Below are 23,467 nucleotides of genomic sequence, written 5' to 3'. Positions count from 1 at the left end.
CCATGGACTCTGCGAAGAACGGCCGCCTTCCCCGGCGGACGCTGTGGCGCGCGACCGCCGCGGCCGCCGCGGTGCTCTCCGTCGTGGTCGTCGGGCTGGTGGGAGCCCCGCCGACGCGGGGACGGGCGGCGGCGGCGACCACCGTGCAGGGGGAGTCGCCGGTCAGGACGAACATCCCGGTGGCGGAGGACGGCCGGGCATCGGGCGGCGCCTACCTCAAGCTGGACACCACCCGGAGACCGCCGTCCGGCGGGTGGTACGCCACCTACCGCGTGAACGCCCCGGCGGACGGGGCGTACCGGATGGAGGTGGCGGCCACCTCCCCCGTCGAGCAGTGGGGGCAGCAGGCGTGGGGGTCCTACTTCGACCTGTCGGTCAACGGGGCGCCGTTCGCGCAGGCCGCCTGGTCGCAGCCGCGCTGGACCGGCTCGCCGCACGCGTGGGGCGACCTGTACCGGCTGCGGCTGGACGACGTGGAGCTGAAGCGCGGAGCCAACACGATCATGTTCAAGGTGGACGGGGCGGTGGCGGCGGCCCCGGCCGTCCGGTACCGGCTGCTGCTGGACGCGTTCACGCTGGCGCGGACGGACCTCGCGCTGCGCGAGGTGGGTTCGGCCACCCCCGGCAACATCGGCGTCTACCGGGACGGCGAGCGCGCGGACCTGCTCCTGCGCCTCAACGCCCGCACGCCGACCGCGTGGCCCGTCCGGTACGAGATCCATGACTACTTCGGGCGCCGCGTCGGTGCGGGCACCGCGACGATCCCCGCCGGGGCGGCGTCGGCGACCGTCCCGCTCCCCGGCCTGCCGGCCGGCAACTTCCGGGTGAGCGCGTCGCGGCCGGGGGCATCCGGCGGCGCGGTCGTAGGCCACCTCGCGCGTCTGCCCGGACGCAGGCCGGTGACCGGGGAGGCCAACCGCTTCGGCGTGAACGTGTGGGCGGCGGGCGTGGTGCCGCCGTCGCGGCTCGACCCGGTGCTGGCGGCGATGCGGGAGATGGGCGCCGGGCACGCGCGCGACGGCGACGACTGGCCGACCGCCGAACCGTCCCGGGGCCGGTACGTCTCGACCCCCTACGACGCGCTGGTCCGCGCGTACCACGCCCACGGCCTGACGTCGATGGACACGATCACCGAACCGCCCGGCTGGGCGGTGCCGCCGACGTCCGCGCCGCTGCCCGCCGACCTGCGGGACGCCTACGCGTTCGCCCGGCAGCGCGCGGGCAAGACGGGCGCGGCGCGCTCCGACGCGATCCATCTGTCCAACGAGCCGGAGTCGGACGACACCGCGAGCACCGGCGACCAGCAGGCGGCCTACGTCAAGGCCGCCGCGCTCGGTGCGGCCGACCGTCGCGGGCCGCGGCAGGCCACCGTGCTGCCCACCTACTACGTGCCCGGCTACTTCCAGGACCTGGTGCTGCAAAACCAGGTCGCCGGCTACGCCGACTACTGGGCGTGGCAGGCGTACCCGAACGGATACCCGGACCCGGTCAACCCGCGGCTCCCGGCGGAGGACCTCAGGAAGCACCGGGAGTTGAAGCGGCTCCACGGGGCCCGGACGCCGCTGTGGGCGGCGGAGGCCGGCGCGTACATCCGGTCGTCGCCGGACGGGCTGAGCCGGGAGAGCCAGGTCACCCAGGCGCGCTATCTGGTCCGGTCGACCGTGGAGGGCTTCGCCGGGGGCGTGGCAAGGTCGTACTGGTTCAGCGGGACGCCCATCGGCTACCTCTCCGCCGGGGGCGGCGAGGAGGCCGTGTACTTCGGGCTTCTGAGCCCGACGTTCCAGCCTTGGCCCGCCTACAGCGCGCATGCGGCGATGGCCTCGATCCTGGGCGAGGCGGACCATGCCGGCCCCGCGCGAGGGCTGCCGGACGGCGTCACCGGCCAGGTGTTCGCCGCGCACGGGAAGACCGTCACCGTGGTCTGGGCGGACAAGCCCACCCGGGTGGACGTGCCGACCCCCGGCCGCCGCGTCGAGATCCTCGACATCATGGGCGCACGCCAGGGCGTCGCCACGCCCGCGCGGAACGGGACCGTGCGCGTGGCGGCCTCCCCCGACCCCGTCTACCTGGCCTCGGACGCCGCCGCCCCGAAGACGGCGCCCGCCGCCGCGCCGGTTCGCCGCGTGAAGCCGTCGAGAGCCGAGCACATCGTGCTCGCCCAGCGGTTCGCGCCGCGGAACGCCGCCCCGAACAAGAACGGCGACGGGACGGAAGGGCCGCCCCACGGCTACCGGCTGGATCCCGCCACCTCCATGAACCTGGACGTGTACAACTTCAGCGACACGGCCCAGACCGTGACGGTCACCGCCCGCGCGTACGGGGGCTGGAGCGTTCGCCCGTCCACCGGGTCGGCGGCGACGGTGCGGGTGCCCGCCCACGGCCGGGTCAGCGTGCCCCACACCGTCACGGCGCCCGCCGCGGTCCGGCGCGGGGTGGACTATCCGCTGGTCTTCGACGCCACCACGGGCGGGCGGCCGGTCACGCCGTCGGTGGGCCGGATCCAGCGCCCGGCGGCGAAGCCCGGGACGCCGGTACCGCTGGCCCCCTCGATCACCGATCTCTCGCCCCGCGGCGGGACGACCGCCGCCGGCCCCCGCGTGAGCCTGAGCGCCCGCGTCACCGACGCCCTGTCAGGTGTCGACGCACGGCGGCTCACGCTCCAGGTGGACGGCCGCGACGTGCCCGCGCGGTTCGACCCGTCCACCGGACGCCTCACCGCGTCCGCGCGGCTCGCGCCGGGACGGCATGAGGTCTGGGTCCGCGCGTACAACAGGGCGCACGCACCATCCCAGGCGTCAGCCGCCTTCACCGTCGCCGGGCTCAGGAGGACCGGCTCCTGACCGCCCACGCGCGGACCAGGGTCTGGTCGGCACCCGCCGCGGAGGCGCGCAGCGAGACGAATCCCGACGCGGGGTTCCGCACCGTCGCGACCCAGTCCCCGCCCCTGCGCCGGACGCCCACCGGCTTCCACGTCCTGCCGTCGTCATAGGAGATCTGGAGGGTCGGCCTGGCGTCCGGTGCGCGATCCACCCTCAAGGCCAGCTCCTGCTCGGCCCCGGCGACGGCGGACGCGTCGTCGCCGAGGGGCGTGCGGTACTGGATCGACGGGAGGTGGACGATGCCGTCCCGCACGGAGAACCTCCACTCCGCGTGCTGGCGGGTCGCCAGCGGCGAGTAGGAGGCGGCGCGCACCTCATCGACGGTCAGCGTGTAGTCCCCGGGCGGGGGGACGGGCCACTTGTGGGCCGTGCCGGGCTCGTCGCTCTCGTAGACGACCTGTCCCTTGGCGTCCCGCAGGACGGAGGAGCCGGTCGCTCCCGCGTAGGGCGCCAGGATGCTGCGGCCGTCCCAGGTCGAATGCATGAAGACCGCCAGCGCCGGTTCGCCCCCGCTCCCCCAGATGACCAGCGGGGTGGCCGGGCCGAGCGGGGCCGGGGTCAGGTTCCACTTGTGCGGGCCCGGCTTCGCGAACCGCACGGTCCGGTACCAGAGTTCGGTCTGGTCGAACCCGAAGCCGCAGTCCGGCGTCGTGTTCATCCAGTCGACCCTCCAGTCGATGCCCGGCGTGTAGTACTCGGTCCGCGTGACGGGCCCGGCACCCGCACCGGTGAAGAAGCCGACCCAGCCGCCTTCGGCCCAGGCCGCGGCGGCGTGCCCGCCCACGCAGACGGGGCGGCCCTCCGTCCCGTACCGGACCGCCACCTCGGCCATGTCCGCGGTCCTCACCCGGAACTCGGGCTTCGCCGGCACCCTCCCCTTCTCCTCGGTCACCACGTTGTACACGTACGGGCTTCCGGACTCCGCGCCGTTCCTCGTGATGACCGCCTGGGCGCTGAAGTGCAGGCCCGCCTCGGTGGCGGTCGGCGTGACGTAGCCGTTCTCGATCGGGATCCCCCAGACCGTGACCGTGGGGGCGCCGCCGAGCCGCTGGGCGATCCGGATCATCCCGTCCAGTATGCGGGCGTCCGCGCGGTCCACGGAGACGGAGACCGGCCGGGCCTCCCGGGCGTCCAGCACGAGCGCGGTCGTGCCCTTCACCGCCACGCGGGGACGGTAGACCACGGCGGTGGACGGGCGGCCCTTGGCCTCGGGCGTCTCCACGTACGCCACCACCGCGTACTCGCCCGCCGGGAGCTCCCCTTCGAGGTGCCCGTCGACGAGATCGCCGTAGAACGCGTCACTCCCATCGAGAGGGTGGAAGACCACGACATTCGCGTCGGATGTGGCCGGGGCCTCGCCCCTCCGGTCGAGGACGTCCACGAGCACCTTCACCCCGTTCGCGGTCCGGGACGCGAGCGGCCGCCTCGTCGCGGGCCGGTTCACGGGCTTGGTGACGGCGTCGTTCCGCAACCCCCGCGGGTACCGGTCGCGGACGGACGCGGACGGTTCCGGCGCGGGTGCCGCCACCGGTGCCGCCGGTGCCGCCGCCCGGTGCGGAAGCGCGAACGCCGCCGACGACGCGGCCGCCGCGATGAGCGTGATCATGGCGGTGCTCTTCCTGACTGCCAAGGATCTCCCTCTCCATGCGCGCCCGCGCGGGCGCGCGGGTCTCGTCTGGAGGGGTGTCCGGCACCTGGAGATCATTTCTTCCGAAATGCTCGTCCGGGAGCCGGACATTCTCCGACCGTCGGGCACGCTGCGCCCCCTCGGGCGCCCACCGGGAGGAGATGGCTTGGGACACGAACGCTCGGCCCGGTTCGAGGAGCTGTACGCGGCGCACCTCGGACACGTCACGGGCTACGTGCGGCGCCGTACGGGCGACCCCGACGACGCCGCCGACGTGATCTCCGAGACCTTCCTGGTCGCCTGGCGCCGCCTCGACGACGTCCCGCCGGGCGAGGAGGCGCGCTTCTACCTGTACGGCGTCGCGCGCCGAACGCTGGCGAACCTGCACCGGGGCCAGCGGCGGCGCCGCGACCTGACGACGCGGATCGGCCGGCGCCTCGCCGCCGACCTGGCGGCCGCACCGGCCCCGGAGCCGGACCGTCCCGAGATCGGCGCGGCCTTCCGCGCGCTGCCGGACGCCGACCGGGACCTGCTCGGCCTGGCCTCCTGGGAGGGGCTCGACAACGGCCAGATCGCCTCCGTGCTCGGGGTGAGCCGCAACGCGGTCCGGATCCGGCTGCACCGGGCCCGCCGCCGGTTCGCCCGCGAGCTGGAGCGCCGGGGGATCGCCCGCGCGCCCGCCGCCAAGCCCGAGCGCCCCGCACCGGAAACCCCCGTACCGTCCAGAAAGGTAGGGTCCGCATGACCAGCGACCTCGACTCCCTGATCCGCCACGCGGCGCCGCTCTCGGACGCCGAGGCCCTGCGCCCGGTGCGCGATGAGACCCGGCGGGAACTGCTCGAACGGATCACGTTCGCGGAGGCCGGCGAGGCGGCTCCCGCGCCGCGGCCGCACCGCCGCCGCTGGAGGATCGGACTGCCCGTCGCCGTGGGGGCCGCCTGCGCCGTCGCCGTGGCGGCGCTGGTCGTGCGGCCCGGTGGGCACGCCCCGGCGCCGTCCACGAGCGGCGGGCCCGGCGGGTTCGACCCGCGGCCGGTCGCGGCGCTGAGCTTCACCGAGCGCAAGGGCTACATCGACGTCCGGATCAAGGACCCGCTCGCCGATCCGCAGCGCTACCGGAAGGAGTTCGCCGCCCACGGCATGCGGATCGACCTGATCATGGTTCCGGCCTCGCCGAGCTTGGCCGGCACGATCGTCATGCAGGACGACGGGGGCCCGGACAAGCGGCAGATCGTGCCGATCGAGGAGGGACGCTGCGTGACCGGGGGCGGCGACGACGGGAAGTGCGTCCGCGGCCTGCGCATCCCGACCGGCTACCGCAACACCGCGGGTATCTCGTTCGGCCGCGAGGCCCGCCCCGGCGAGCGGTACGACAGCACCAACAGCGCCTTCGCGCCGGGCGAGGTCCTGCACTGCCTCGACGTCAGGGGCCTCACGGTCGAGCAGGCGGACCGGCGCCTCAGGCAGCGCGAGGTGACCGCCACGATGTTCCACTGGGAGACCGGCACCGAGGGCTACACCGAGGGCCGCGACAAGCTGCCCGGCAACTGGTACGTCACCAACGCCGATCCCTGGGCCCCGGGCCAGGTCATGCTGTCGATCCAGAAGGACCGTCCGGCCGTCAGGGACACCGCTCACGACAGGGCCCTGTTCAAGGGCTGCTGATCCCGCGGTTGTGAAGGGTTAGCACGAAAGCGTATAGTCCGAAATCGTGAAATCCGACATCGTGGCTTCTGGGTGGTCGCCGCTGCTCGCGTTGCAGCGGGCCACCCACGCCACCCTCCAGGTGCTGTCCGCCGAGCTGGTCGATCTGGACCTGACCGGCTCCGAGATCAACGCGCTGGCGAACCTCGCCGACGGGCGCGGCCGGACCGTGTCCGAACTCGGCGCGGCCGTGGGCAGCCGCCCCACGACGCTGACCAGCGTGCTCGACCGGCTGGAGCGGCGCGGTCACATCACCCGGGGCACCCGTCCCGGAGACCGCCGGGCGGTGCTCATCGAACTCACGCCGTCCGGACGGGCGGCCGCCGCCACGATCCGGGACGCGGTCGCCGACGTGGAGCACCGCGCGCTCGACGGCCTGCCGGACGAGGCGCTCGTCCACCTGCGCGCCGCCCTGCAAGCGCTGACGGAGGTCTCCTCATGAGCACCGCCCCCGCCGACTTCGACGCGTTGATGGCCGAGGTGATGGCGGGCGCCGAGCGGTTCGGCCATCGCGAGCACGTCCATCTGACCTGGTTGGCCGTGCGGCGGGTCGGGACGGTCGCGGCGGTCGGCCTTGTCGGCGGCGGCATCCAGCGCACCGCGCGCTACGCGAACGTGCCCCAGAAGTACCACGCGACCATGAGCCGGGCCTGGGTCGAGCTGGTCGGTCACCACGCGGCCGAACGCGGCGAAGAGGACTTCGGCGTGTTCGTCGGCCGCCATCCCGCCCTGCTCGACAAGCGCCTTCTCACCCGCTTCTACCGTCCGGCGACCCTGGCCTCGCCACCGGCCAGGAACGGCTGGGTCGAACCCGATCTCGCCCCGTTCCCATGGCAGGACGCGAGCCGCGCGGGTTAGCCGTCCCGGTCGCCCCGTCCGGCCCGGTGGACGCGCGGGACGTCCGCCGGCCGGCGGCCGAGGACGGCGAGGGCCCGGTCGAACGCGGAGTCGCGGTCGGCCGCGAACTCGGCGGGGGTGAAGACGGGCGTGCGGATGTGCGGCGGCACCCCGGCCCCGTCGAAGGTCCTCCCGTCCCGGGTGAGGAACTCCTCGTTGGGCACCCAGAGGCTCCAGTCGTTGGGCAGCGGGCATTCCATGATGTCGGAGAAGACGCCCTGGGTGTTCTGCCCGATCCGGACCACCCGTCCGGGCCGCGCCATCAGGGCCTGGGTGAAGGTCTCCCCCGCGCTGTTGGTGGTGTCCGAGGTGAGCAGGGCGATCGGCCCGGTGTAGCGGGGCGCGGCGGCGGGCCTGACCGTGATCGGCTGCGGACGGGTGAACCGGGTGGCGTCGCCCGGGTCGTTGCGGGCCCGCTTGCGGTAGGCGAGGAACGGCCGGTCGGTGAGCCGGGCGGCCAGTTGCAGGCCCAGCGCGTCGTAGCCGCCCGGGTTGTACCGGACGTCGATGATCAGACCGCGCATCCGGCGCTCCGGGGTGATGATCGCGTCGAGGGCCTGGGCGAGCCGGGCCCGGTCGGCGGCGTAGTCGAAGTCGCTCCCGGTCTCGTACCCGAAGAACCCGGCGACCCGCAGGTAGCCGACCCCGCCAGGCAGCTCGGCGAACGTGAGCTGGCCCGCCGCGTAGTCCTTCCCGGCGCCGCGCAGGTCGCGGCGGTCGATCAGCTCCTTGACGCGGGCCCCCAGCTTGCGGGTCGTCGGCTGGGTGCCCGGACGCAGGCCGGTGAAATTCCGTTCGCCCGCGAAGACACCGGTGTGCGCGTCCCCCAACGGCTCGATCATGTCCCGCAGGATCTCGAAGAGCCGCTCGTCGGTGGTGCCCGCGTTCACCATCGGCCGGTACCGCCTCCGCTGGGCGGCCCAGTCGACGTGCCGCTGCCGGAAGAAGGGGTAGTTCTCGGCGAAGGTCTGCCAGAAGACGTCGAACGTCCCCACCGGCCCGGACGGCTGCGGTGCGCCGCAGGTGGCCGGAGCCTTGGCGAGCCTGATCAGGCCGAGGTCCCCGGTGGACCCGACGGAGTGGAGCTTCGCGACGTCCGGCCGTCCACCCGGCCGGAGCGTGATCGTGTTGCCGTCGCTCAGCCGGTAGACGGCGGCGGCCCCGGGACGCGGCGTCCCGACACGGGTGGCCTCGTCAACGGGCAGGCAACTGATGGCGGTCGTCTGGAAGAGCGTCGCCTTGGACGGTTGGACCGACAGCACCATGCCGTAGCCGTCCGTCCGCCAGAGACCCGTCACGGACGCGGCGGGCGACGCGGGCGCGGCCGTCGCCGCGGGCGCGGTCAGTGCGGGGGCGGTGATGAGTGCCAGCGAGAGCGCGGCCGCGAGGGTCGGGGCTCGCATCAGTGGTTCTCCTCAGGTCGGAGGGTTCCAGGGAAGAGGGTTTCCAGGAAGAAAGTGCGGACGGCGTCGTCGTGGTACTCGCGCCGAAGTCCTCACCCCAGCCTCCTGCGCCGCCCCTCCCACCACCAGTGACTAAGGTCGCGCCAACACCCCCACCAACGGCGGGGGTCGGGTTCAGCCCGGGATCGGGATTCTTACCGGGGGGAGGGCGGGCGGGGGTCGGCGCCATTCCTGGGAGAGCAGCACGCTCAGGGTGTAGACGTGCCAGATCTGCTTGGTCCACCGGCCCGGGGAATCGCGGAGCAGGGTGGTGTAGGCGTCGCGGTCGACGATGTCGAACAGGGCCTCCGGGCCGTCCAGGATCTGTTCCTGGAGCAGGTCGCGGAAATTCTGGTCGAAGGAGACCCGCCAGTTGAAGCCGGAGGTCCCGCCGTTGGCGGTCAAGGGGGCGCGGGCCCGCCAGGCGCGCCTGCCGGAGAACAGCGGGCCCCGGCCCCGGTCGAAACGCCAGCGCTTGCCTTCGGGCGGGATCGCCGCCAGGGGCGGGGCGAGTTCCTGGAGGAGCAGGTAGAAGGGGTATTCGCTGCGCCGCCATTCCGCCGACAGGGCGAGCGCCTCGCGGACGACCCGGTTGTCGAAGAAGGGGTGGTAGTAGGGCGTGTTCATGAGCGTCGCGGTGTGCGAGCCGACGATCCACCGGCCGGTGCGGTAGTGCAGGTAGAGCTTGTCGAGGACGTCGAATCCGTCGCTCTTGGCCCGCTCGGCCCACGGCCGGTGCTCGGCGGCGGCCCGCTCGTTGGCGGCGGACGTCATGAACCGCTCGGCCGCGTGGAAGATGAGCCGGACCCGTTTCTGAAGGCCCTCGTCCGAGATGTCGTCCTGGTCGTAAAGGAAACCGCCGCGCAGTGTCTCGCCGCCCGAGCCCGATGTGCGCGGAGCCAGGTCGTACGGCCGATATCTGTTCACGCTCTCATACGCCGAGTTCATGCCCTCGCACATGCGGATGATGTCGTGGGTCCGGGAGAACGGGTGCTGGACATCGACGAAATCCTTGCGCTCCTGGGGGACGGTCAGCTCCACCTCGTGCTCGATCTGGAGCGCCTGAGCGACGCGCGTGCCGAGGACGACGTCCGGGTCGTCCGCGAACCCGTGCGTCGTCGCGGTGAAGGCGACACCGGCCGATCTCAGTACGGCCGCCATCAGCCTGCTGTCGCGCCCTCCCGAGAGGGCGAGCCTCACCGGGTCCTGGTGGCGGGCCAAGGGAGCGGCCGAGGCGACCAGCGCTTCGGCGAGCGGGCGGACGAGCTCGCGCCGCCCCCTGTCATCGCGCGGAGTCTCCCGCGCCGGTGCCGAGGGCTGCCGCCGGACGACGGTCGGCTCACCCGGTACCGCCCGTATCAGCGAACCCGCCGGGAGCGCGTGCACCCCGCGGAAAGGCGTGTCGTCGTTGGCGTGGAAGCCGTGGCGGACGAGGGGGTGCAGCGCCTCCACATCGATATCGACCTCGGGGTCCTCCCGATCGGTCCGCGCGGCCTGGGCCACGAGGTGCACCAGCAGGGCGCGGCTTCCGATGACGCGGAGCCCCCGCGCCTCGGCGTGGTAGACGGGGCAGACCCGCGCCATGGCGGTCGCGGCCTCGGCCCCCTCCGTCCCGGCCCGGAAGATCGAGAAGACGCCGCCCAGTTCCGCGGCGGTCGCGGCGAGGTCGTCCCTGGCGAGCAGGAGGTCCACGTCCCGCTTGGGCTCGGCCAGGTAGCCGCAGTACCCGAGCCGCCACGCCGCGCCGCTGATCACGGTCTCGGGGAGCAGCTCGTGCTCCGGCTCGTTCGTCCAGCCCAGCAGCGCGACCCGGCCGCCGGGCGCCGTCCACTCGACGGCCTTGACGACGTCCGGGGGAACCGGGAACGCCTCATGGATGGCGCGGCGGGCCGCCCGGAACGCCGGCGCGGGAATCCTCTCGCGGGCTTCGCGAGTGGCCAGGACGAGGTAGACGCGCACGCGCCCTCCGCTCCTCGGTGGGACTGAAGCGGAGAATTCACCACGCCCTGGTTAATCAGCGATGAACCATCAACGTCACACACGAAAACGTTAACGACCTTGAAAGTCCGCCCGGGCATGAATCGCAAAGGAGTTCACGACGATCTCCCGCCAATGCGGTCGGAATCCCCCTCAGCCCTGCCGATCCTCTCGATATCCGAGGCTCGAAACGAGCAAATCAGATGGGCTGTCCATAACAGGCCAGCCGCCCAATACAGCGTTCCTTACCCTCACGCGACGCAACCAACCCGGAACACGAGTTCACGCAACCGTCCCCCGCGTCACCGCCGTTCCGGTGGTCGGGGCAGGGGGCACTCCAGGCGCGGTTCACCGTCACCGAAGGCGTTGTCCACGAACCCGCGGTGGTGCGGACGGCCGGTGCCCGGATGGGCCCGCGAACGGAAGTACGCGCACGGGCGCCCGTTCTGGCGGGTCACGGGTTGCCCTCGGGCTCCAGGGTGCGGGGCGCGGGGCGCAGGCGCGGGGTCCGGCGGATGATGTGGTGGGCGATGCGGCGGCCCGCGAAGTCCGAGCCGTGGACGAAGCGCATGACGGGCCCGAAGGTCGCGGCGGCGGCCAGGCCCGCGAAGTACAGGCCGGGCAGCGAGGACTCGAAGTCGCGGGTCAGCACCGGGGCGCCGAGGCGGGTGTCGACGCGGACGCGGATCTCGGGCGAGAGCATCGTCAGCCGCTGGACGTTCGGGACGAAGCCCGTCGCGGCGATGATGTGGTCGGCCTCGATGACCAGGCGGTCGCCGGTGCGGTCGACGGTGGTCAGCGCGATGCCGTCGTCCTGCTCGACCGCCTTCACCAGCTGCCGGCCGGTCGTGACCTGGACGCGCTCGTCCAGGCGGTCGCGCAGCCACCACGCGCCCGCTGGGGGCAGGGTCTCGCGGACGATCCGCTGCCGCCTGCGGTAGGGCAGGTGGCGGACGAGGCCGGGCCGCTCCGCCCACAGCCACGTCCGGTAGCCGGTGCCGAGGCCCGAGCGGGGACCGCCGGCGATCCTCACGCGGAGCGGGCGGGGCTCCCGCGGGACGGTGTTCCAGTCGAGCGCCCCGCGCCGGGCGACGACGTGCGGGCGGGCGCCCGCGTCGGCCAGCAGGACCGCCGTCTCCAGCGCGGACTGCCCCGCGCCGACGACCGCGACGTCCTTGCCCGCGAACAGGGTCAGGTCGCGGTGGGCGGTGCTGTGCGAGAGCAGCCAGGACGGCATTCCGGACAGTTCATCCGGAATATGAGCGAACGGCCCCACGCCGACGGCGAGGACGACGGCGCGCGTCACGGCCGTCTCACCCGTGGACAGGGTGACGACGTATCCGGCCGGGCCCCCGCGCTCGACGCTCACGACCTCGGCGGTCTCGATGTCGGGGACGGTCTCGGCCGCGAACCAGCGGCCGTAGGCGATGAACGTGTCGAGGGGTATCGGCTGGCCCGTCCGCCATCCCGGGTGGCGGTCGGTGAAGGCCATGCCCGCCTGCGGCGCGCCCAGGCTGGAGGCGAAGGGCTCGGACTTCAGGAACATGCCCTCCGGCATGTTCTCCTCCCAGAAGCGCATCGGCGTGCCGATGACCCTGACCTCCAGCCCGACGTTCCGCAGGTGCGCGGCCGCGGAGAGGCCGTAGGGTCCGGCGCCGACGATGACGACGTCGCTGGCCGACTCGTTCATTCTCGTTCCCCCGTGTGTGTGTCGTGCGTGTCGTGCGGACGGCCCGATCCGCGTTTGCCGAGGCCGCGGCGGGCGGCCGTGAGGACGGTCCGGCGGCCCATCGCGAAGAAGGGCGGCAGGTCGTCCCCGGCGTACCAGGCCAGTTCGTCGGCGCGGCGCAGCGCGCCCCGGGGCGGCGCGTCGCGGCGCAGGGGGCGGCCGAGCGCCTGGCGGAGGTAGTGGTTCTCCACCAGGAGGCGGCGGCCGTAGGCGGGCCGGGGGCGCGGGACGCGGCGTCCCGACTGGTGCAGGTGCAGGACGCGCGCGAGGTCGAGGCCCTGCCGGTCGGCGAACAGCCGGAACTGGGCGCCGATCCGCGGGTTGAAGTCGAGCAGGTGGTAGGCGCCGGTGCGGGGGTCGCGGCGGAAGTCCAGGTCGACGAGGCCGCGGCAGCCGAGCAGCCGGACGGCCCTGATCGCGAGTTCGGTGAGTTCGGGGTTGTCGACCCACTCGCCCGAGACGGTGTGCCCGGCGTGCGGCGGGTGCGCGAGGTGCTTGCGGCCCGTCCCGCCGAAGAGGCAGTCGAGCGCGCCGTCGAAGTAGCCGTGGAAGAACCAGTCGCCGCCGCCGGGCGGGATGTGCCGCTGGAGGATCAGCGGGCCCGCGTCGTGGGAGGCGGCGAGCAGCCGGTGCGCGTCCTCGCGGGTGTGGACGAGCGTCGTGCTGCGCAGCCCGGGGCCGAGCCGCCACGGCCGGGCCCACTTGGCGACGAGCGGCAGGCCGAACGCGCGGGCGGCGGCGTCGACCTCGGCGGACGTGCCGGGCGTGCGGCTGTCGGGGCACGCGAGCCCGTACCCGGCGCAGGACTCGATGAGGCGCGCCTTGTCGGCGACGAGGCGGGGGACGTCCGGGTCCTGGCGGGGGAGGACGAACGCGGGGGCGAGCGCGTCGGCGTGCTCGGCGACGAAGATCGCGCCCGCGTCGTCCAGGGGCAGCAGCAGCGCCGCTCCGCCGACCCGCTCGCTTATCACCCGCAGGTGGCTGAGCAGCGCGGACGGGCGGTCGACCGGGGGCGCCCACGGGTGCCCCTCGCGCAGGTACCGGGACCGGGACACGGGGTTGGCCCGCCCCTCCAGGATCGCGTGCACCGGGACGCCGGCGCGGCCGAGCGAGCGGATCGCCCCGAGCGTGCCGTGGTGGAAGAAATTGTGATTCGTGCGCAGCAGCAGGACGGGAAGCCCCGGGTCAAGACACGGTGATTCCGGGGGGCGCGTGTCGAGGGACGCCCGCGGGTTGTGGCGCACAGTAGCCTTCCTCGTCGTAAGGTAAATTCTCCCGTCGGCCCCTCGGCCGATTTGTTCACGGTCAACGCCAGAGGGCATACGATACGCATGCGAGCTGCGGATATCCATCCAGCGGGGCGGCCATTCCGGCGCCGCCGGCAAAGGCGGGTTCCCTTCTACCCGCTCCCTCCCGTTATGGCCGTGTCCGCGGTCCTGGTCGCGCTCACCGCGTCCAGTCTGGTCACCTGTATCGAGCCCCGCGCAGCGCTGCGGCAGTCGAAATATGTGCCGTTGGGCGCCTTTCTCGGCTCCGGCCCCGAGGGGGTGGAGAAAGTCGCGAGGTTCCAGGAATGGCTCGGCGCGCCGGTGACCGTCGGGCACACCTACCTGCCGGGGGACGGCTGGCACGGCGTGGAGGGCCCCGAGGAGATCCTGCGGCCGTGGGCGCGCTGGCGGCGGGCGGATCCGCGCAGGTCACTGGTGCTCAACGTGCCGATGATGGCGCCGAACGAGGCCCGGCTGCCCTCGCCCGCGCTGCCCGCGCTGCTGCGCGCCGGGGCCTTCGGCATGTTCGACGCGCACTACCGGATCCTCGCGCGGCGCCTCGTCTCGCTGGGCGCCGCCGACACCGTCATCGTGCTCGGCTGGGAAATGAACGGCGAGGCCTACGGGGGCCGCTGCTCGCCCGATCCGGCGGCCTGGAAAGGCTACTGGCGGCGCATCGTCGCGTCCATGCGGGGTGTCGCGGGCGCGGCGTTCCGTTTCGATTTCGCGCCGACACGCGGGCGGGACACGATCCCCTGGACGTACTGCTACCCGGGCGACGATGTGGTCGACATCATCGGATCCGACAGCTACGACCAACCCGAGGGAAAGACTTTCCAGGATTACGTCAACGAACCCTACGGGTTGCAGGCGCAGGCGGATTTCGCCGCCGCCCACCGTAAACCCATCTCCTTCCCAGAATGGGGCCTGTTCCGCAACTCCGACAACCCCGAATTCATCCGCGGAATGCACGACTGGATCGCCGGGCACGACGTCGTCTACCAGACGATCACCGACTACTGCCCGCACGGCGTCTGGCTCTGCGGGCAGAACCCGCGCTCGTCCGCCGCCTACCGGGAGCTGTTCGGCGGCACGACCGCCCCCTCGCCGGCGCCGTCGGCGGACGCGCCCTCGGCGGACGTGCCCTCCCCGAGACCGCCGAACCCGGCAAATCCGGCAACTCCGTCGAGCGCGCCGAATCCGGCGGTGACGCCGCCGTTCACGGTGCCGCCCCCGACGGCGCCCGCCCCGCTTCCGGCCCGGGGCTGACCCGCGGCGACGTCCCGGGTGACGGCGGCGAGCATCGACAGCGTCCCGGTGAGGTCGAAGGCCGCCGACGCCGCGGCCCCCGCGTGCCCCTCCTCCTCGGCGATGCCGGGGCACAGCAGCCGGGGCACGATCGCGGCGGCGAGCGCGCCTGGGTCCTCCGGCGGGACGAGCGCTCCGCAGCCGGGGCGGACGACCTCGCGGATGCCCGGAATGTCCGTCCCGACGAGGCAGCGGCCCATCGCGATCGCCTCCAGCGCCGTCAGCGGCAGCCCCTCCCAGCGGGACGGCAGCGCGACGAGGGACGCGGCGCGCAGCCAGTCCCGGGGGTCGGCGACCGCCGGGACGAACAGCACCCCCGCCGGGGCGCTCCCGCGCAGCCGGTCGCGGTCCTCGCCGTCCCCCACCAGGACGAGCCGCGCGGACGGGCAGCGCGCGAGCACGTCGGGCCATGCCGCGACCAGCACGTCCTGACCCTTCTGCCGGGTCAGGCGGCCGACGCACAGGACCAGCGGCGCGCTCGCCGGCAGCCCGAGCCGGGCCCGCGCGACGAGCCGCGCCGCGCCGTCGGCGGGCCGGAACCGCCGCCGGTCCACCCCGTTGCGGACCAGCCGGTACGGGCCGCGCACCCCCGCGCGCATGCCCTCGCGCAGCTCGCCCTCGCCGACGCAGACGAGCGCGCCGGTGCGGCCCGCCGCGCGCCGCTCCCACAGCTCGCTGAACGACGCCTGCCGCCCGGTGGCGGCGAGCCACGACCAGCCGTGCGGCTGGAAGATCGTCGGCACCCGCGGCGCGAGCCGTCCCGCGAGGCCCGCCTTCGAGGAGTGCAGGTGGACGACGTCCGGCGCGAACCCCCGGACGAGCCGCCGCAGCCGCAGGACCTCCAGCAGCGTCGCGGGTCCGGGCGCGCGGCGGGCGTCCCAGCCGAACCAGGGCACGCCGGCGGCGGCGCAGCGCCTCGACAGGTCGCCGCCGACCGGGCAGGCCACGGCGACGTCCCAGCCGCGCCGCCGCTGGTCGCGGACCACCTGGCCGATGTAGACGGCCACCCCGCCCGCGTTCGGCTGGCTGACGTGCAGCACCCGGAGCCGCCCGGAGCCGTCGCCGCCCATGCGGGCGCTCAGACCCCGTTCGCGGCGTTCGCGGCGTTCGCTCGGGAGCGGGACGACGCGTCGTGCGAGCCCTTCCGGCGCCGTCCGCTCAGGATCGCGGCGCCGAGCCCGGCGAGCAGGATCCCGGAGGCGGTCCCGACGGCGACGTCCAGCGGAAGGTTGGGCGAGGTGGGCGCGGCGGGCCTGCCCGCGAGGCTCATCAGCGCGACCCGCACGCCGGTGTCGGCCCGGTGGGACGTGCCGTAGCGGACGAGCGCGTCGGCGGCGGCGTTGGCGAACCCGGCGGCGTCGGCCGCGCTCGCGCCGCTGCCGGTCAGCCGCACGAGCGGCGTCTCCGGCGAGGTGGACGCCTGGATGTGCTCGCGGGTCGCGCCCCGCGCGACCTTCGGCAGCGGCAGCGAGGAGTGGCGGAGCGTCTCCGGGAGCGGGGCGAGCCGTCCGTAGGCCTGCGCGAAGCTGACCGCCGCGGGGCCGCGCGCGCCGCCCGCGCCCTCGTCCACGACCAGTACGTACGCGGTCGCGGTGTAGGTCGCGGGCACGACCAGGGAGTAACCGAGCCCGCCGAGCGTCCCGGTCAGCACCAGCGCGAGCGCCGGGCCGAACCGCCTGGTGAACGCGGCGACCGGACGGCCGACACGGCGCGCGAGGAACCCGGCCCTCCGCTCGGCGGGCGCGGGCGGCTCCGGCGTGTCGGCGACGGCGCCCTTCGGCTCGATGGCTTCACGCTGCGGCATCACAAGCCCTTCCTCGTGTCGGCTGGCATGGCGGGCGGCAGATCGGGTGGCATGTCGAGCGGCAGGGCGTCCCGGTAGAGCCGGGCGAGCCGGTCGGCCTGCTCGGCGATCGCGTAGCGGCCGACGACGGCGGGGACGGGCGACCGCCCCGCCACGCCCCCGGCCCCGGCCCCGGCCCCGGGCGGCGGGACGAGCGCCCGCGCCGCCTCGGCGAGTCGGGCGAGTTCGCCGGCCCAGGTGCCGGTGTCGGTGGGCAGGCGCACCGCGCCCGCCTCGTGGTCAGGAAGCAGGTCGAGGGGAAGGTCGTCGAGCGCGGGGCAGGTCGTGTACCGGACCGGCAGCCCGGCGGCGAGCGCCTCCAGCACGCCGAGCCCGAACGTCTCCTGGACGGACGGCGCCGCGAGCACGTCCATGGCCGCGAGGACGCCCGGCATGTCGTCGGTCGCCCCGGCGAAGACCACGCGGGCGGCGACGCCGAGGCGCGCGGCGAGCCGGCCGAGCGCCTCCCGCTCGGGCCCGGCCCCGGCGATCAGCAGCCGCGGCGCGCCCGGCATCCGCGCGAACGCGTCGATGAGCAGGTCGAACCGCTTGGTCGGGACGAGCCGTCCGACCCCGCCGACCACGAAATCCGCCCGGCCGATCCCGAACCGGAGCCGGGTCGCGGCGCGGCGCGCGGGGTCGAAGGCGAAGGCGGCGGCGTCGATCCCGTTGGGGACCACCACGATCCGGCCCGGCGGCACGCCCCAGCCGCGCAGGCGGGCGGCGACCGTCGGCGACACCGCCACGGTCATCGACCCGAGCCGCTCGGTCGCCCGGTAGAGGGCGCGGACGCCGCGGGTCGCCGGGCGGCCCTCGATCTGGCCGTCGCCGAGCGAGTGCTCGGTGGCGATCACGCGCGGGGCGCCCGCGAGCCGGGCGGCGACCCGCCCGTAGACGCAGGCGCGGTAGAGGTGGGTGTGGACGACGTCGAACCGTCCGGCGCGGATCAGCCGCGCCAGCCTCGGCAGCGCGGACGGGTCGCGGTTGCCGCGCATGCCGATCGCGTGGACGGCGGTCCCCTCGTCCGCGATGGCGTCGCCGACGGTCCCGGTGCGGGTCAGCGACGCGACCTCGCACTCCGGCGACGAGTCGCCCGACTCCCGCCAGTGCCGCAGCAGCAGCGCGAGCTGGCGTTCCGCGCCCCCGGCGTCGAGCCCGGTGATCACATGCAGGACGCGCGTCGCCCCCGCCGCCCTCGTACGCGGCGCCCTCGTACGCGGCGCCGCCCTCATACGCGGCTCCGTCGCCGCAGCTCGTGCCGGGCGAGCTTGACGCGCAGCCGGAGCCGCCGGTCGCGGTCGCCGACGTAGGTGCGGGGCAGCGCGTGCCGTCCCGGCTCGGCCGGGCGGATGTCGCAGGCGTAGTCGTAGCCCGCCGCCCGCACCGCCTCGATCTCGCGTCCGGTCGCGACGCCGTAGGGGTAGGCGAACCCGGTGACCGGCCGGTCGAGCACGTCCTCCAGGCTCGCGCGGCTCTCCTCCAGCTCCTCACGCAGCTCGCAGCCGCCGGTCTCGGTGAGCGGCACGTGGTGCCGCCCGTGCGAGGCGACCTCCATGCCCGCGCCGGCGACCGTCCGGATCTGGTCCACGGTCATCAGCGGCTTGCGCGGCCCGTCGTCCCACGCGTTGTAGGAGCCGATCCGCCCGGACACGACGAACACCGTCGCGCTGAACCCGAACCGCACCAGCGCCGGGACGGCCCGGGTCGCGAAATCGGCGTAGCCGTCGTCGAAGGTGAGCCCGACGAGGCCGCGCTCCTCACCCGCGTCCCGCGCCCGGAGCAGCTCCGCCATGCCGACGCCGTGCAGGCCGCGCGCCCGCAGCCAGGCGAGCTGGCCCTCGAAGCGGCGCGGCGAGACCGTCACCAGATGCGGGTCGTCGCGGTAGTGGTCGACCGAGTGGTACATCAGCACCCAGGGCGCCGGACGGAGCGCCTCCACCGGCCGGGCGGCCCCGGTCACGCTGGTCACGGGTTCCCTCACTGCTCGTCCTCCTCCGGGTCGGCGGGGCGGCGGCGTGCGCGCGGCCCCGCGGTGCTCCATGCGGTGATCCAGGTGGCGATGAGGTCGCGTCCGGCGAGCGCGACCAGCGCGGCGAAGGTCAGGGCGGTCACGGCGCCGCCCGCGAGCAGCGACGCGAACGACGGGCCGAACGCGGCGGCCGCGAGCAGGCCCGCCGCGCAGGCCCCGGCCGCGACGAGCACGAGCCGCGCGACGTCCGCGCCGATCCGGCGCAGCGAGACGGGCGCGACCCGGCGCCGCACCCCGGCCAGCATCAGCACGGCGGCGAGCGTGATCCCGGCGGCGTTCGCGGCGGCCAGCGCGACCGTCCCCCCGGCGGCGGCGAACGCGGCGCCGACGGCGGCGGTCACGGCGAGCCCCGCCGCGAGGACGGCGGCGGGGCGCCAGGTCGGGCGGCCGTGCGCGAAGAACGCCCGCGCGGCGAGCCCCACCGTCGTCTGCCCCCACAGCCCGAGCGCGTACACCCGCATGATCGCGGCCGTGCCGCCGGTGTCGGCGGCGGTGAACGCGCCGTGCTCGAACAGCGCCGCGACGATGGCGGGCGCGAACGCGACCAGGTAGGCGGTCGCGCACAGCACCATGCCGCTGACGACGGCGAGGTCGCGCTGGATCTGGGCGGCGACGCGGCGGGTGTCGCCGTCCGCCGAGGCGCGCGCGAGCCTCGGGAACGTCACCGTGACGATCAGCAGCGACAGCACCATCGGGACCTGCGCGACCTTCTGCGCGTAGTTGAGCTGCGAGATCGACCCGGCGGCGAGCCCCGAGCCGAGGAACCGCTCGACGAACACCTGCGCCTGCCGCGTCACCGTGTACACGACGATGGGCACGACGGCCGCGACCCCGAGCCTGATCTCCTCCCCCGTCGGCCGCGCGACCGGCTGGACGGGCCCCGAGCGCAGGCACCGCACGAACGCGGGCGCCTGCACCGCGACCATCAGGACGCTGCCGCACGCGACCCCGATCGCCGCGCTGGTGACGCCGACCGTCCCGGACAGCCCCGCGATCAGCGCGAGGATGCCGACGTTGTAGGCGAGGTAGATCGCGGCCGGGGGCCCGAACCGGTGGTGGGCGCGCAGCGTCGCGCTCATGAACCCGGCGATCCCGAACGTCACGACCGTGACCGCCGTCAGCCGGACGCACAGCACGGCGGGCCCCACCTGCGTGAGTCCGGGCGCGAGCACGCCGACGACCAGCGGCGCGCCGGCCGCGAGCGCCAGCGTGACCAGCGCGAGGCCCGCCACCATGCGCGGCAGCGTCGCGCCGACGAACGGCCGCACCCCGTGCCCGCCCGCGAGCAGCCGCGTGACGGCGGGGACCATCAGCAGCGCCATCGCGTCCTCGATGAGCAGCGGCGACACGGTCTCGGGGATCGTCCAGGCGACGAGGAAGGCGTCGGTGCTGCCGCTCGCGCCGAACAGGTCGGCCATCGCGAGGTCGCGCAGGAAGCCGAGCGCGGTGCCGCCCGCGATCAGGGCGGCCGACAGCGCGGCGGCCCGTCCGACCGAGGCGCTCGGCGCCGGCGCCGGCCGGCGCGTCGCGGTTCCGGTGGCCGTCATCGGCGCGGTTCCGGGCCGAGGGCCCGCGCGGTCGCCGCGCCGAGCAGGATCGCGATGAGCACGCAGGTCGGCCCGCCGAGGTCGGCGTAGAGGAAGTTGGTCAGCAGGAACGTCATGACCCCGGCGCCGATCAGCCAGAACGGGTCGCGGACGCGGCGCCGCGTCCACAGCCCGCCGAGGATCGCCGCGACCAGCGCCGCGAACCCGGCGAACCCCGCGACGCCCTGCTCGGACAGGATCAGCAGGTACTCGTTGTGCGGCGACAGCAGCGGCTCGCGGACGTAGCCGTTGACCGGGTCCTGGGTCTCGCTGCCGGACGACAGCTCGATCGTCGCGTAGGTGTCGCGGTAGGCGGGGAAGTTCTTCACGCCGACGCCGGTGAGCGGATGGTCCTCCCAGATCCGCCCGGCGGCGCCCCACAGCAGGTACCGGTCGCTGACCGACTGGTCGGGGGAGGACGTGACCACGCCCGCGATCGACCGCGACCGCGCGACCACCGCCTGCGCCCCGCCGCCGAGGCCCGCGACGACGACGAGCAGCAGCGCGGCGCAGCACACCAGCGTCCGCACCGCGAGCCAGCGGTCGTAGACGACCAGCATCAGCACGGCGGCGGCGCCGAGCGCGAGCCAGGTCCCCCGGCTGAGCGCGCCCGCGAGCGCGACCGCCAGCACCCCGAGCCCGCCGATCGCCGCGAGGACCGCTCCCGGCCCGTGCCGGGGGGCCTCCAGCGCGAACGCGGTGAGGATCAGGACGGCGAACCCGACGATGACCGACAGCGCCATGACGTCGACGGCGCCGAACGTCCCGACCGCGCGGATCGCCCGGCCGTCGATGGTCGCGCCGTGCCCGGTCGTGGACTGCCAGATGCCGTAGGCGGCCTCGGCGAGCCCGAGGGCGAGCACGGCCGCGCAGACGATGCCGAGGTCGCGGCGGTCCCGGACGAGCAGCACGACCGCCAGCGGCACCAGCACGAAGATCTGGAGGCAGCGCGCGTAGCCGGGCAGGCTCGCCCCGATGTCGGACGAGCACACCGTGCTCACGCCGAGCCCGAGCACCAGCGGCCCGAACGCGAGCGGCGCCGGGCGCGGCACCTCGGCCCGCCGTGTCACCGCGAGGAACACCGCGACCAGGACGAGCCCGGCGCTCGCGACGTCCCCGGCGGTGACCTGGACGCCCTCGCCCGTCCCGGCCCCTCCCGAGGGGAGGCCGACGCACAGCACGGTCACCGCGACCAGCCAGCTCGGCCGCCGCGCCCAGTCCGCCACGGCCGGGTCGGCCCAGAACGGGCGCGCGGCCACCGCGTGCGCGTTCACCCGGGGTCCCGGCAGAGCATGGCCCGCGCGGTCAGCAGCAGGATCCGCAGGTCGGACGCGAACGACCAGTGGTCGATGTAGTGGTTGTCCAGGCGCGCCCGCAGCTCGATGGAGGTGTCGCCCCGGAACCCGTGGACCTGCGCCCAGCCCGTCATCCCCACCGGCACGCGGTGCCGCAGCCGGTAGCCGGGGCAGGTCCGGGAGAACTGCTCGACGAAGTGCGGGCGTTCCGGACGCGGCCCCACCAGGCTCATGTCGCCCCGGACGACGTTCCACAGCTGCGGCAGCTCGTCGAAGGAGGAGCGCCGCAGGAACCGTCCGACGGGGCCGACGCGGTCGTCGTCCTCGACCGTCCAGCGGGTGTCGGACTCCTCCTCGTCCACCGGCTTCAGCGTGCGGAACTTCAGCAGCACGAACTCCTCGCCGCCGAGCCCGACCCGCCGCTGCCGGAACAGCACGCCGGGCCCGCCCTCCAGCCGGACGGCCAGCGCGCACGCGGCGAGCAGCGGCGCCGCGCCGACCAGCAGCAGGCTCGCCACGACGAGGTCGAACACGCGTTTGGCGAGCCGGGCGCCCGGTTCGCGCAGCGGCCAGTCCACCCGCGCGCACGGCAGCCCGGCGAGGTACTCGCGCCGCGCCGCCGCGACCGGCACCACGTCCGAGGGCGGCTGGACGAGCAGCGTCTCGCACGCCAGGCCGAACGAGACGCGCAGCACCGCGTCCAGCTGGCCGGCGCCGATGTCCTCGGCGACGACCATGACCGTGTCGGCGCCGTGGTCGCGGACGAGCGCCGGGAGGTCGGTGGTCCCGCCGAGCACGGGCAGCGCGGCCGCCGCGTCCGGCGGACCGGCCGTGACCTGCCCGACCGGCACCAGCCCGAACTCGCCGCGCACCCGCAGCAGGTGCACGACGTGCGCGGCCGCCGCGCCGGTGCCGACGACCAGCGCGAGCCGCGCGCGGGTGCGGCGACATCGGTAGGTCCGGACGGCGGCGTGCGCGACCGCGCGGGCCCCGAGCGACAGCCCGCACGCGACCACCCCGATCCAGACCACCGTGAACCAGGACGAGCCGGGCACCATCGCCGCGACCAGCACCCCGACGGCCAGCGCGCGGACGAGCACCGGCCGCAGGTCGGCCAGCAGCGAGGGGCTGCGCCTGACCCGGTACAGGCCGCCCGCCGCGTTCAGCCCGACCACCACGACGGACGCGAGCATCGACGCTCCCCCGGCCCGGACCTGGAGGGAGGCCACCGCCGTCGAGGCGGCCCAGGCGTCGGCGAGCGCGAGGCACGCCGGATACAGCCGGGCGAGGACGCGGGACCCGGCCGCGCGGCGGTCGGGCAGCAGGGGCAGGGCGGCGGCGTCACCGGACGTGGGAGAGAGATCCGAGTGGGGCGCCCCCGGATCGAGGGATGCGCTCAGCCCCTGGGCTCTCATTGACTCACCACTTTCCCTACCGCCGATTACGGGGACACACGAGCGCCACGATCAGCATCGCAGCAGTCCGCCGCACAGATCACCGCTCTTTAACGAAGGGCGCCCCAACCTTGAATAGAAGATCAACACAGGCAGGAACCCCAGCCCACAGCTCGTTTCACCGAATCACCCACCTGACACCCGCCGCCGGGCAATCTTCCTTCCAAAACCCTTTACCAGCGCCATTGCGTCCCCCTTTCCGGCGAATGCGAGAAATGCAGCGATCACCCCGTACCGGGCCCGCCGGGGCCGCCCGGCACGGCACGACGCGCCCGGCGGGCCGGTCCGCCGCGTCCGGCGGCGCGGTACGGCGCGTCCGGCGGCGCGCGGTACGGCGCGCGCCGGGGCGTCCGACACGTGGCCGGCGACACGGCAGGGCGCCGTACCTGGCGCGACACGGTCATGGAAAGATCCAGGAACCGGTCCCGT

At 74.7% G+C, this 23,467-nt stretch carries 17 protein-coding genes and 1 pseudogene; 6 read left to right on the top strand and 12 right to left on the bottom strand.

Going from position 1 to position 23,467, the window contains the following annotated elements:
* The first annotated feature begins 2 nt into the window (after nucleotides 1–2).
* On the top strand, nucleotides 3–2,840 hold the full coding sequence (locus KLI87_RS05050; RefSeq protein ID WP_214616000.1) for a hypothetical protein: 2,838 nt from the start codon (nucleotides 3–5) through the stop codon (nucleotides 2,838–2,840).
* Here the strand turns inward: KLI87_RS05050 and KLI87_RS05045 are convergent.
* Nucleotides 2,821–4,485: a hypothetical protein gene (locus KLI87_RS05045; RefSeq protein WP_214615999.1), complete on the bottom strand. Its 1,665-nt coding sequence runs from the start codon at nucleotides 4,483–4,485 to the stop codon at nucleotides 2,821–2,823. The two genes, KLI87_RS05050 and KLI87_RS05045, sit on opposite strands and share 20 nt — an antisense overlap.
* A 187-nt stretch (nucleotides 4,486–4,672) precedes the next feature.
* Here KLI87_RS05045 and KLI87_RS05040 point away from each other — a divergent pair, with 187 nt between their 5' ends.
* From KLI87_RS05040 to KLI87_RS05025, 4 genes are read left to right on the top strand one after another with little or no spacing between them, the layout of a single operon-like run.
* The gene (locus tag KLI87_RS05040; protein ID WP_250903482.1) at nucleotides 4,673–5,251 is read left to right on the top strand and encodes an RNA polymerase sigma factor; all 579 of its coding nucleotides are present in this window, start codon (nucleotides 4,673–4,675) and stop codon (nucleotides 5,249–5,251) included.
* Nucleotides 5,248–6,171 (top strand): hypothetical protein, encoded by a 924-nt coding sequence (locus tag KLI87_RS05035; RefSeq protein WP_214615997.1) that lies wholly within the window; start codon nucleotides 5,248–5,250, stop codon nucleotides 6,169–6,171. The genes KLI87_RS05040 and KLI87_RS05035 overlap by 4 nt, the downstream gene beginning before the upstream one ends.
* A 46-nt stretch (nucleotides 6,172–6,217) precedes the next feature.
* Complete coding sequence (locus KLI87_RS05030) at nucleotides 6,218–6,652, top strand: MarR family transcriptional regulator (protein WP_308165850.1); 435 nt, start codon at nucleotides 6,218–6,220, stop codon at nucleotides 6,650–6,652.
* Nucleotides 6,649–7,068: a hypothetical protein gene (locus KLI87_RS05025; RefSeq protein ID WP_214615996.1), complete on the top strand. Its 420-nt coding sequence runs from the start codon at nucleotides 6,649–6,651 to the stop codon at nucleotides 7,066–7,068. The genes KLI87_RS05030 and KLI87_RS05025 overlap by 4 nt, the downstream gene beginning before the upstream one ends.
* Here the strand turns inward: KLI87_RS05025 and KLI87_RS05020 are convergent.
* The 4 genes from KLI87_RS05020 to KLI87_RS05005 form a co-directional block, all read right to left on the bottom strand.
* On the bottom strand, nucleotides 7,065–8,510 hold the full coding sequence (locus KLI87_RS05020) for a S41 family peptidase (protein ID WP_214615995.1): 1,446 nt from the start codon (nucleotides 8,508–8,510) through the stop codon (nucleotides 7,065–7,067). The two genes, KLI87_RS05025 and KLI87_RS05020, sit on opposite strands and share 4 nt — an antisense overlap.
* 174 nt (nucleotides 8,511–8,684) lie before the next feature.
* On the bottom strand, nucleotides 8,685–10,508 hold the full coding sequence (locus KLI87_RS40890) for an asparagine synthase-related protein (protein ID WP_214615994.1): 1,824 nt from the start codon (nucleotides 10,506–10,508) through the stop codon (nucleotides 8,685–8,687).
* Nucleotides 10,509–10,980: 472 nt separating this feature from the next.
* On the bottom strand, nucleotides 10,981–12,216 hold the full coding sequence (locus tag KLI87_RS05010; protein WP_214615993.1) for an FAD-dependent oxidoreductase: 1,236 nt from the start codon (nucleotides 12,214–12,216) through the stop codon (nucleotides 10,981–10,983).
* Complete coding sequence (locus KLI87_RS05005; RefSeq protein ID WP_156214626.1) at nucleotides 12,213–13,499, bottom strand: ATP-grasp domain-containing protein; 1,287 nt, start codon at nucleotides 13,497–13,499, stop codon at nucleotides 12,213–12,215. Before KLI87_RS05005 ends, KLI87_RS05010 begins: the two co-directional genes overlap by 4 nt.
* A gap of 87 nt (nucleotides 13,500–13,586) precedes the next feature.
* Between KLI87_RS05005 and KLI87_RS41830 the strand changes: the two are divergent.
* Nucleotides 13,587–14,330 (top strand): annotated as a pseudogene (locus KLI87_RS41830) (hypothetical protein); the annotation flags it as partial.
* Between the two features lie 263 nt (nucleotides 14,331–14,593).
* Here the strand turns inward: KLI87_RS41830 and KLI87_RS05000 are convergent.
* From KLI87_RS05000 to KLI87_RS04970, 7 genes are read right to left on the bottom strand one after another with little or no spacing between them, the layout of a single operon-like run.
* Nucleotides 14,594–15,901 carry a glycosyltransferase gene (locus KLI87_RS05000; RefSeq protein WP_214615992.1) on the bottom strand — a complete coding sequence of 436 codons (1,308 nt, stop codon included), beginning with the start codon at nucleotides 15,899–15,901 and terminating at the stop codon, nucleotides 14,594–14,596.
* Between the two features lie 8 nt (nucleotides 15,902–15,909).
* Nucleotides 15,910–16,635, bottom strand: a complete 726-nt coding sequence (locus KLI87_RS04995) for a hypothetical protein (RefSeq protein ID WP_156214629.1) — start codon at nucleotides 16,633–16,635, stop codon at nucleotides 15,910–15,912.
* Nucleotides 16,635–17,906: a glycosyltransferase gene (locus KLI87_RS04990; RefSeq protein WP_214615991.1), complete on the bottom strand. Its 1,272-nt coding sequence runs from the start codon at nucleotides 17,904–17,906 to the stop codon at nucleotides 16,635–16,637. Before KLI87_RS04990 ends, KLI87_RS04995 begins: the two co-directional genes overlap by 1 nt.
* On the bottom strand, nucleotides 17,903–18,655 hold the full coding sequence (locus tag KLI87_RS04985) for a polysaccharide deacetylase family protein (protein ID WP_308165848.1): 753 nt from the start codon (nucleotides 18,653–18,655) through the stop codon (nucleotides 17,903–17,905). The genes KLI87_RS04990 and KLI87_RS04985 overlap by 4 nt, the downstream gene beginning before the upstream one ends.
* Complete coding sequence (locus KLI87_RS04980) at nucleotides 18,652–20,250, bottom strand: lipid II flippase MurJ (RefSeq protein ID WP_214615989.1); 1,599 nt, start codon at nucleotides 20,248–20,250, stop codon at nucleotides 18,652–18,654. Before KLI87_RS04980 ends, KLI87_RS04985 begins: the two co-directional genes overlap by 4 nt.
* The gene (locus KLI87_RS41415) at nucleotides 20,247–21,563 is read right to left on the bottom strand and encodes an O-antigen ligase (protein ID WP_214615988.1); all 1,317 of its coding nucleotides are present in this window, start codon (nucleotides 21,561–21,563) and stop codon (nucleotides 20,247–20,249) included. Before KLI87_RS41415 ends, KLI87_RS04980 begins: the two co-directional genes overlap by 4 nt.
* On the bottom strand, nucleotides 21,560–22,999 hold the full coding sequence (locus KLI87_RS04970) for a sugar transferase (protein ID WP_156214633.1): 1,440 nt from the start codon (nucleotides 22,997–22,999) through the stop codon (nucleotides 21,560–21,562). Before KLI87_RS04970 ends, KLI87_RS41415 begins: the two co-directional genes overlap by 4 nt.
* Nucleotides 23,000–23,467: the final 468 nt, after the last annotated feature.

Source organism: Actinomadura sp. NEAU-AAG7 (assembly GCF_018603865.1).
Lineage (GTDB): Bacteria > Actinomycetota > Actinomycetes > Streptosporangiales > Streptosporangiaceae > Spirillospora > Spirillospora litoris.
This window is presented reverse-complemented; position numbering and strand designations above follow the sequence as displayed.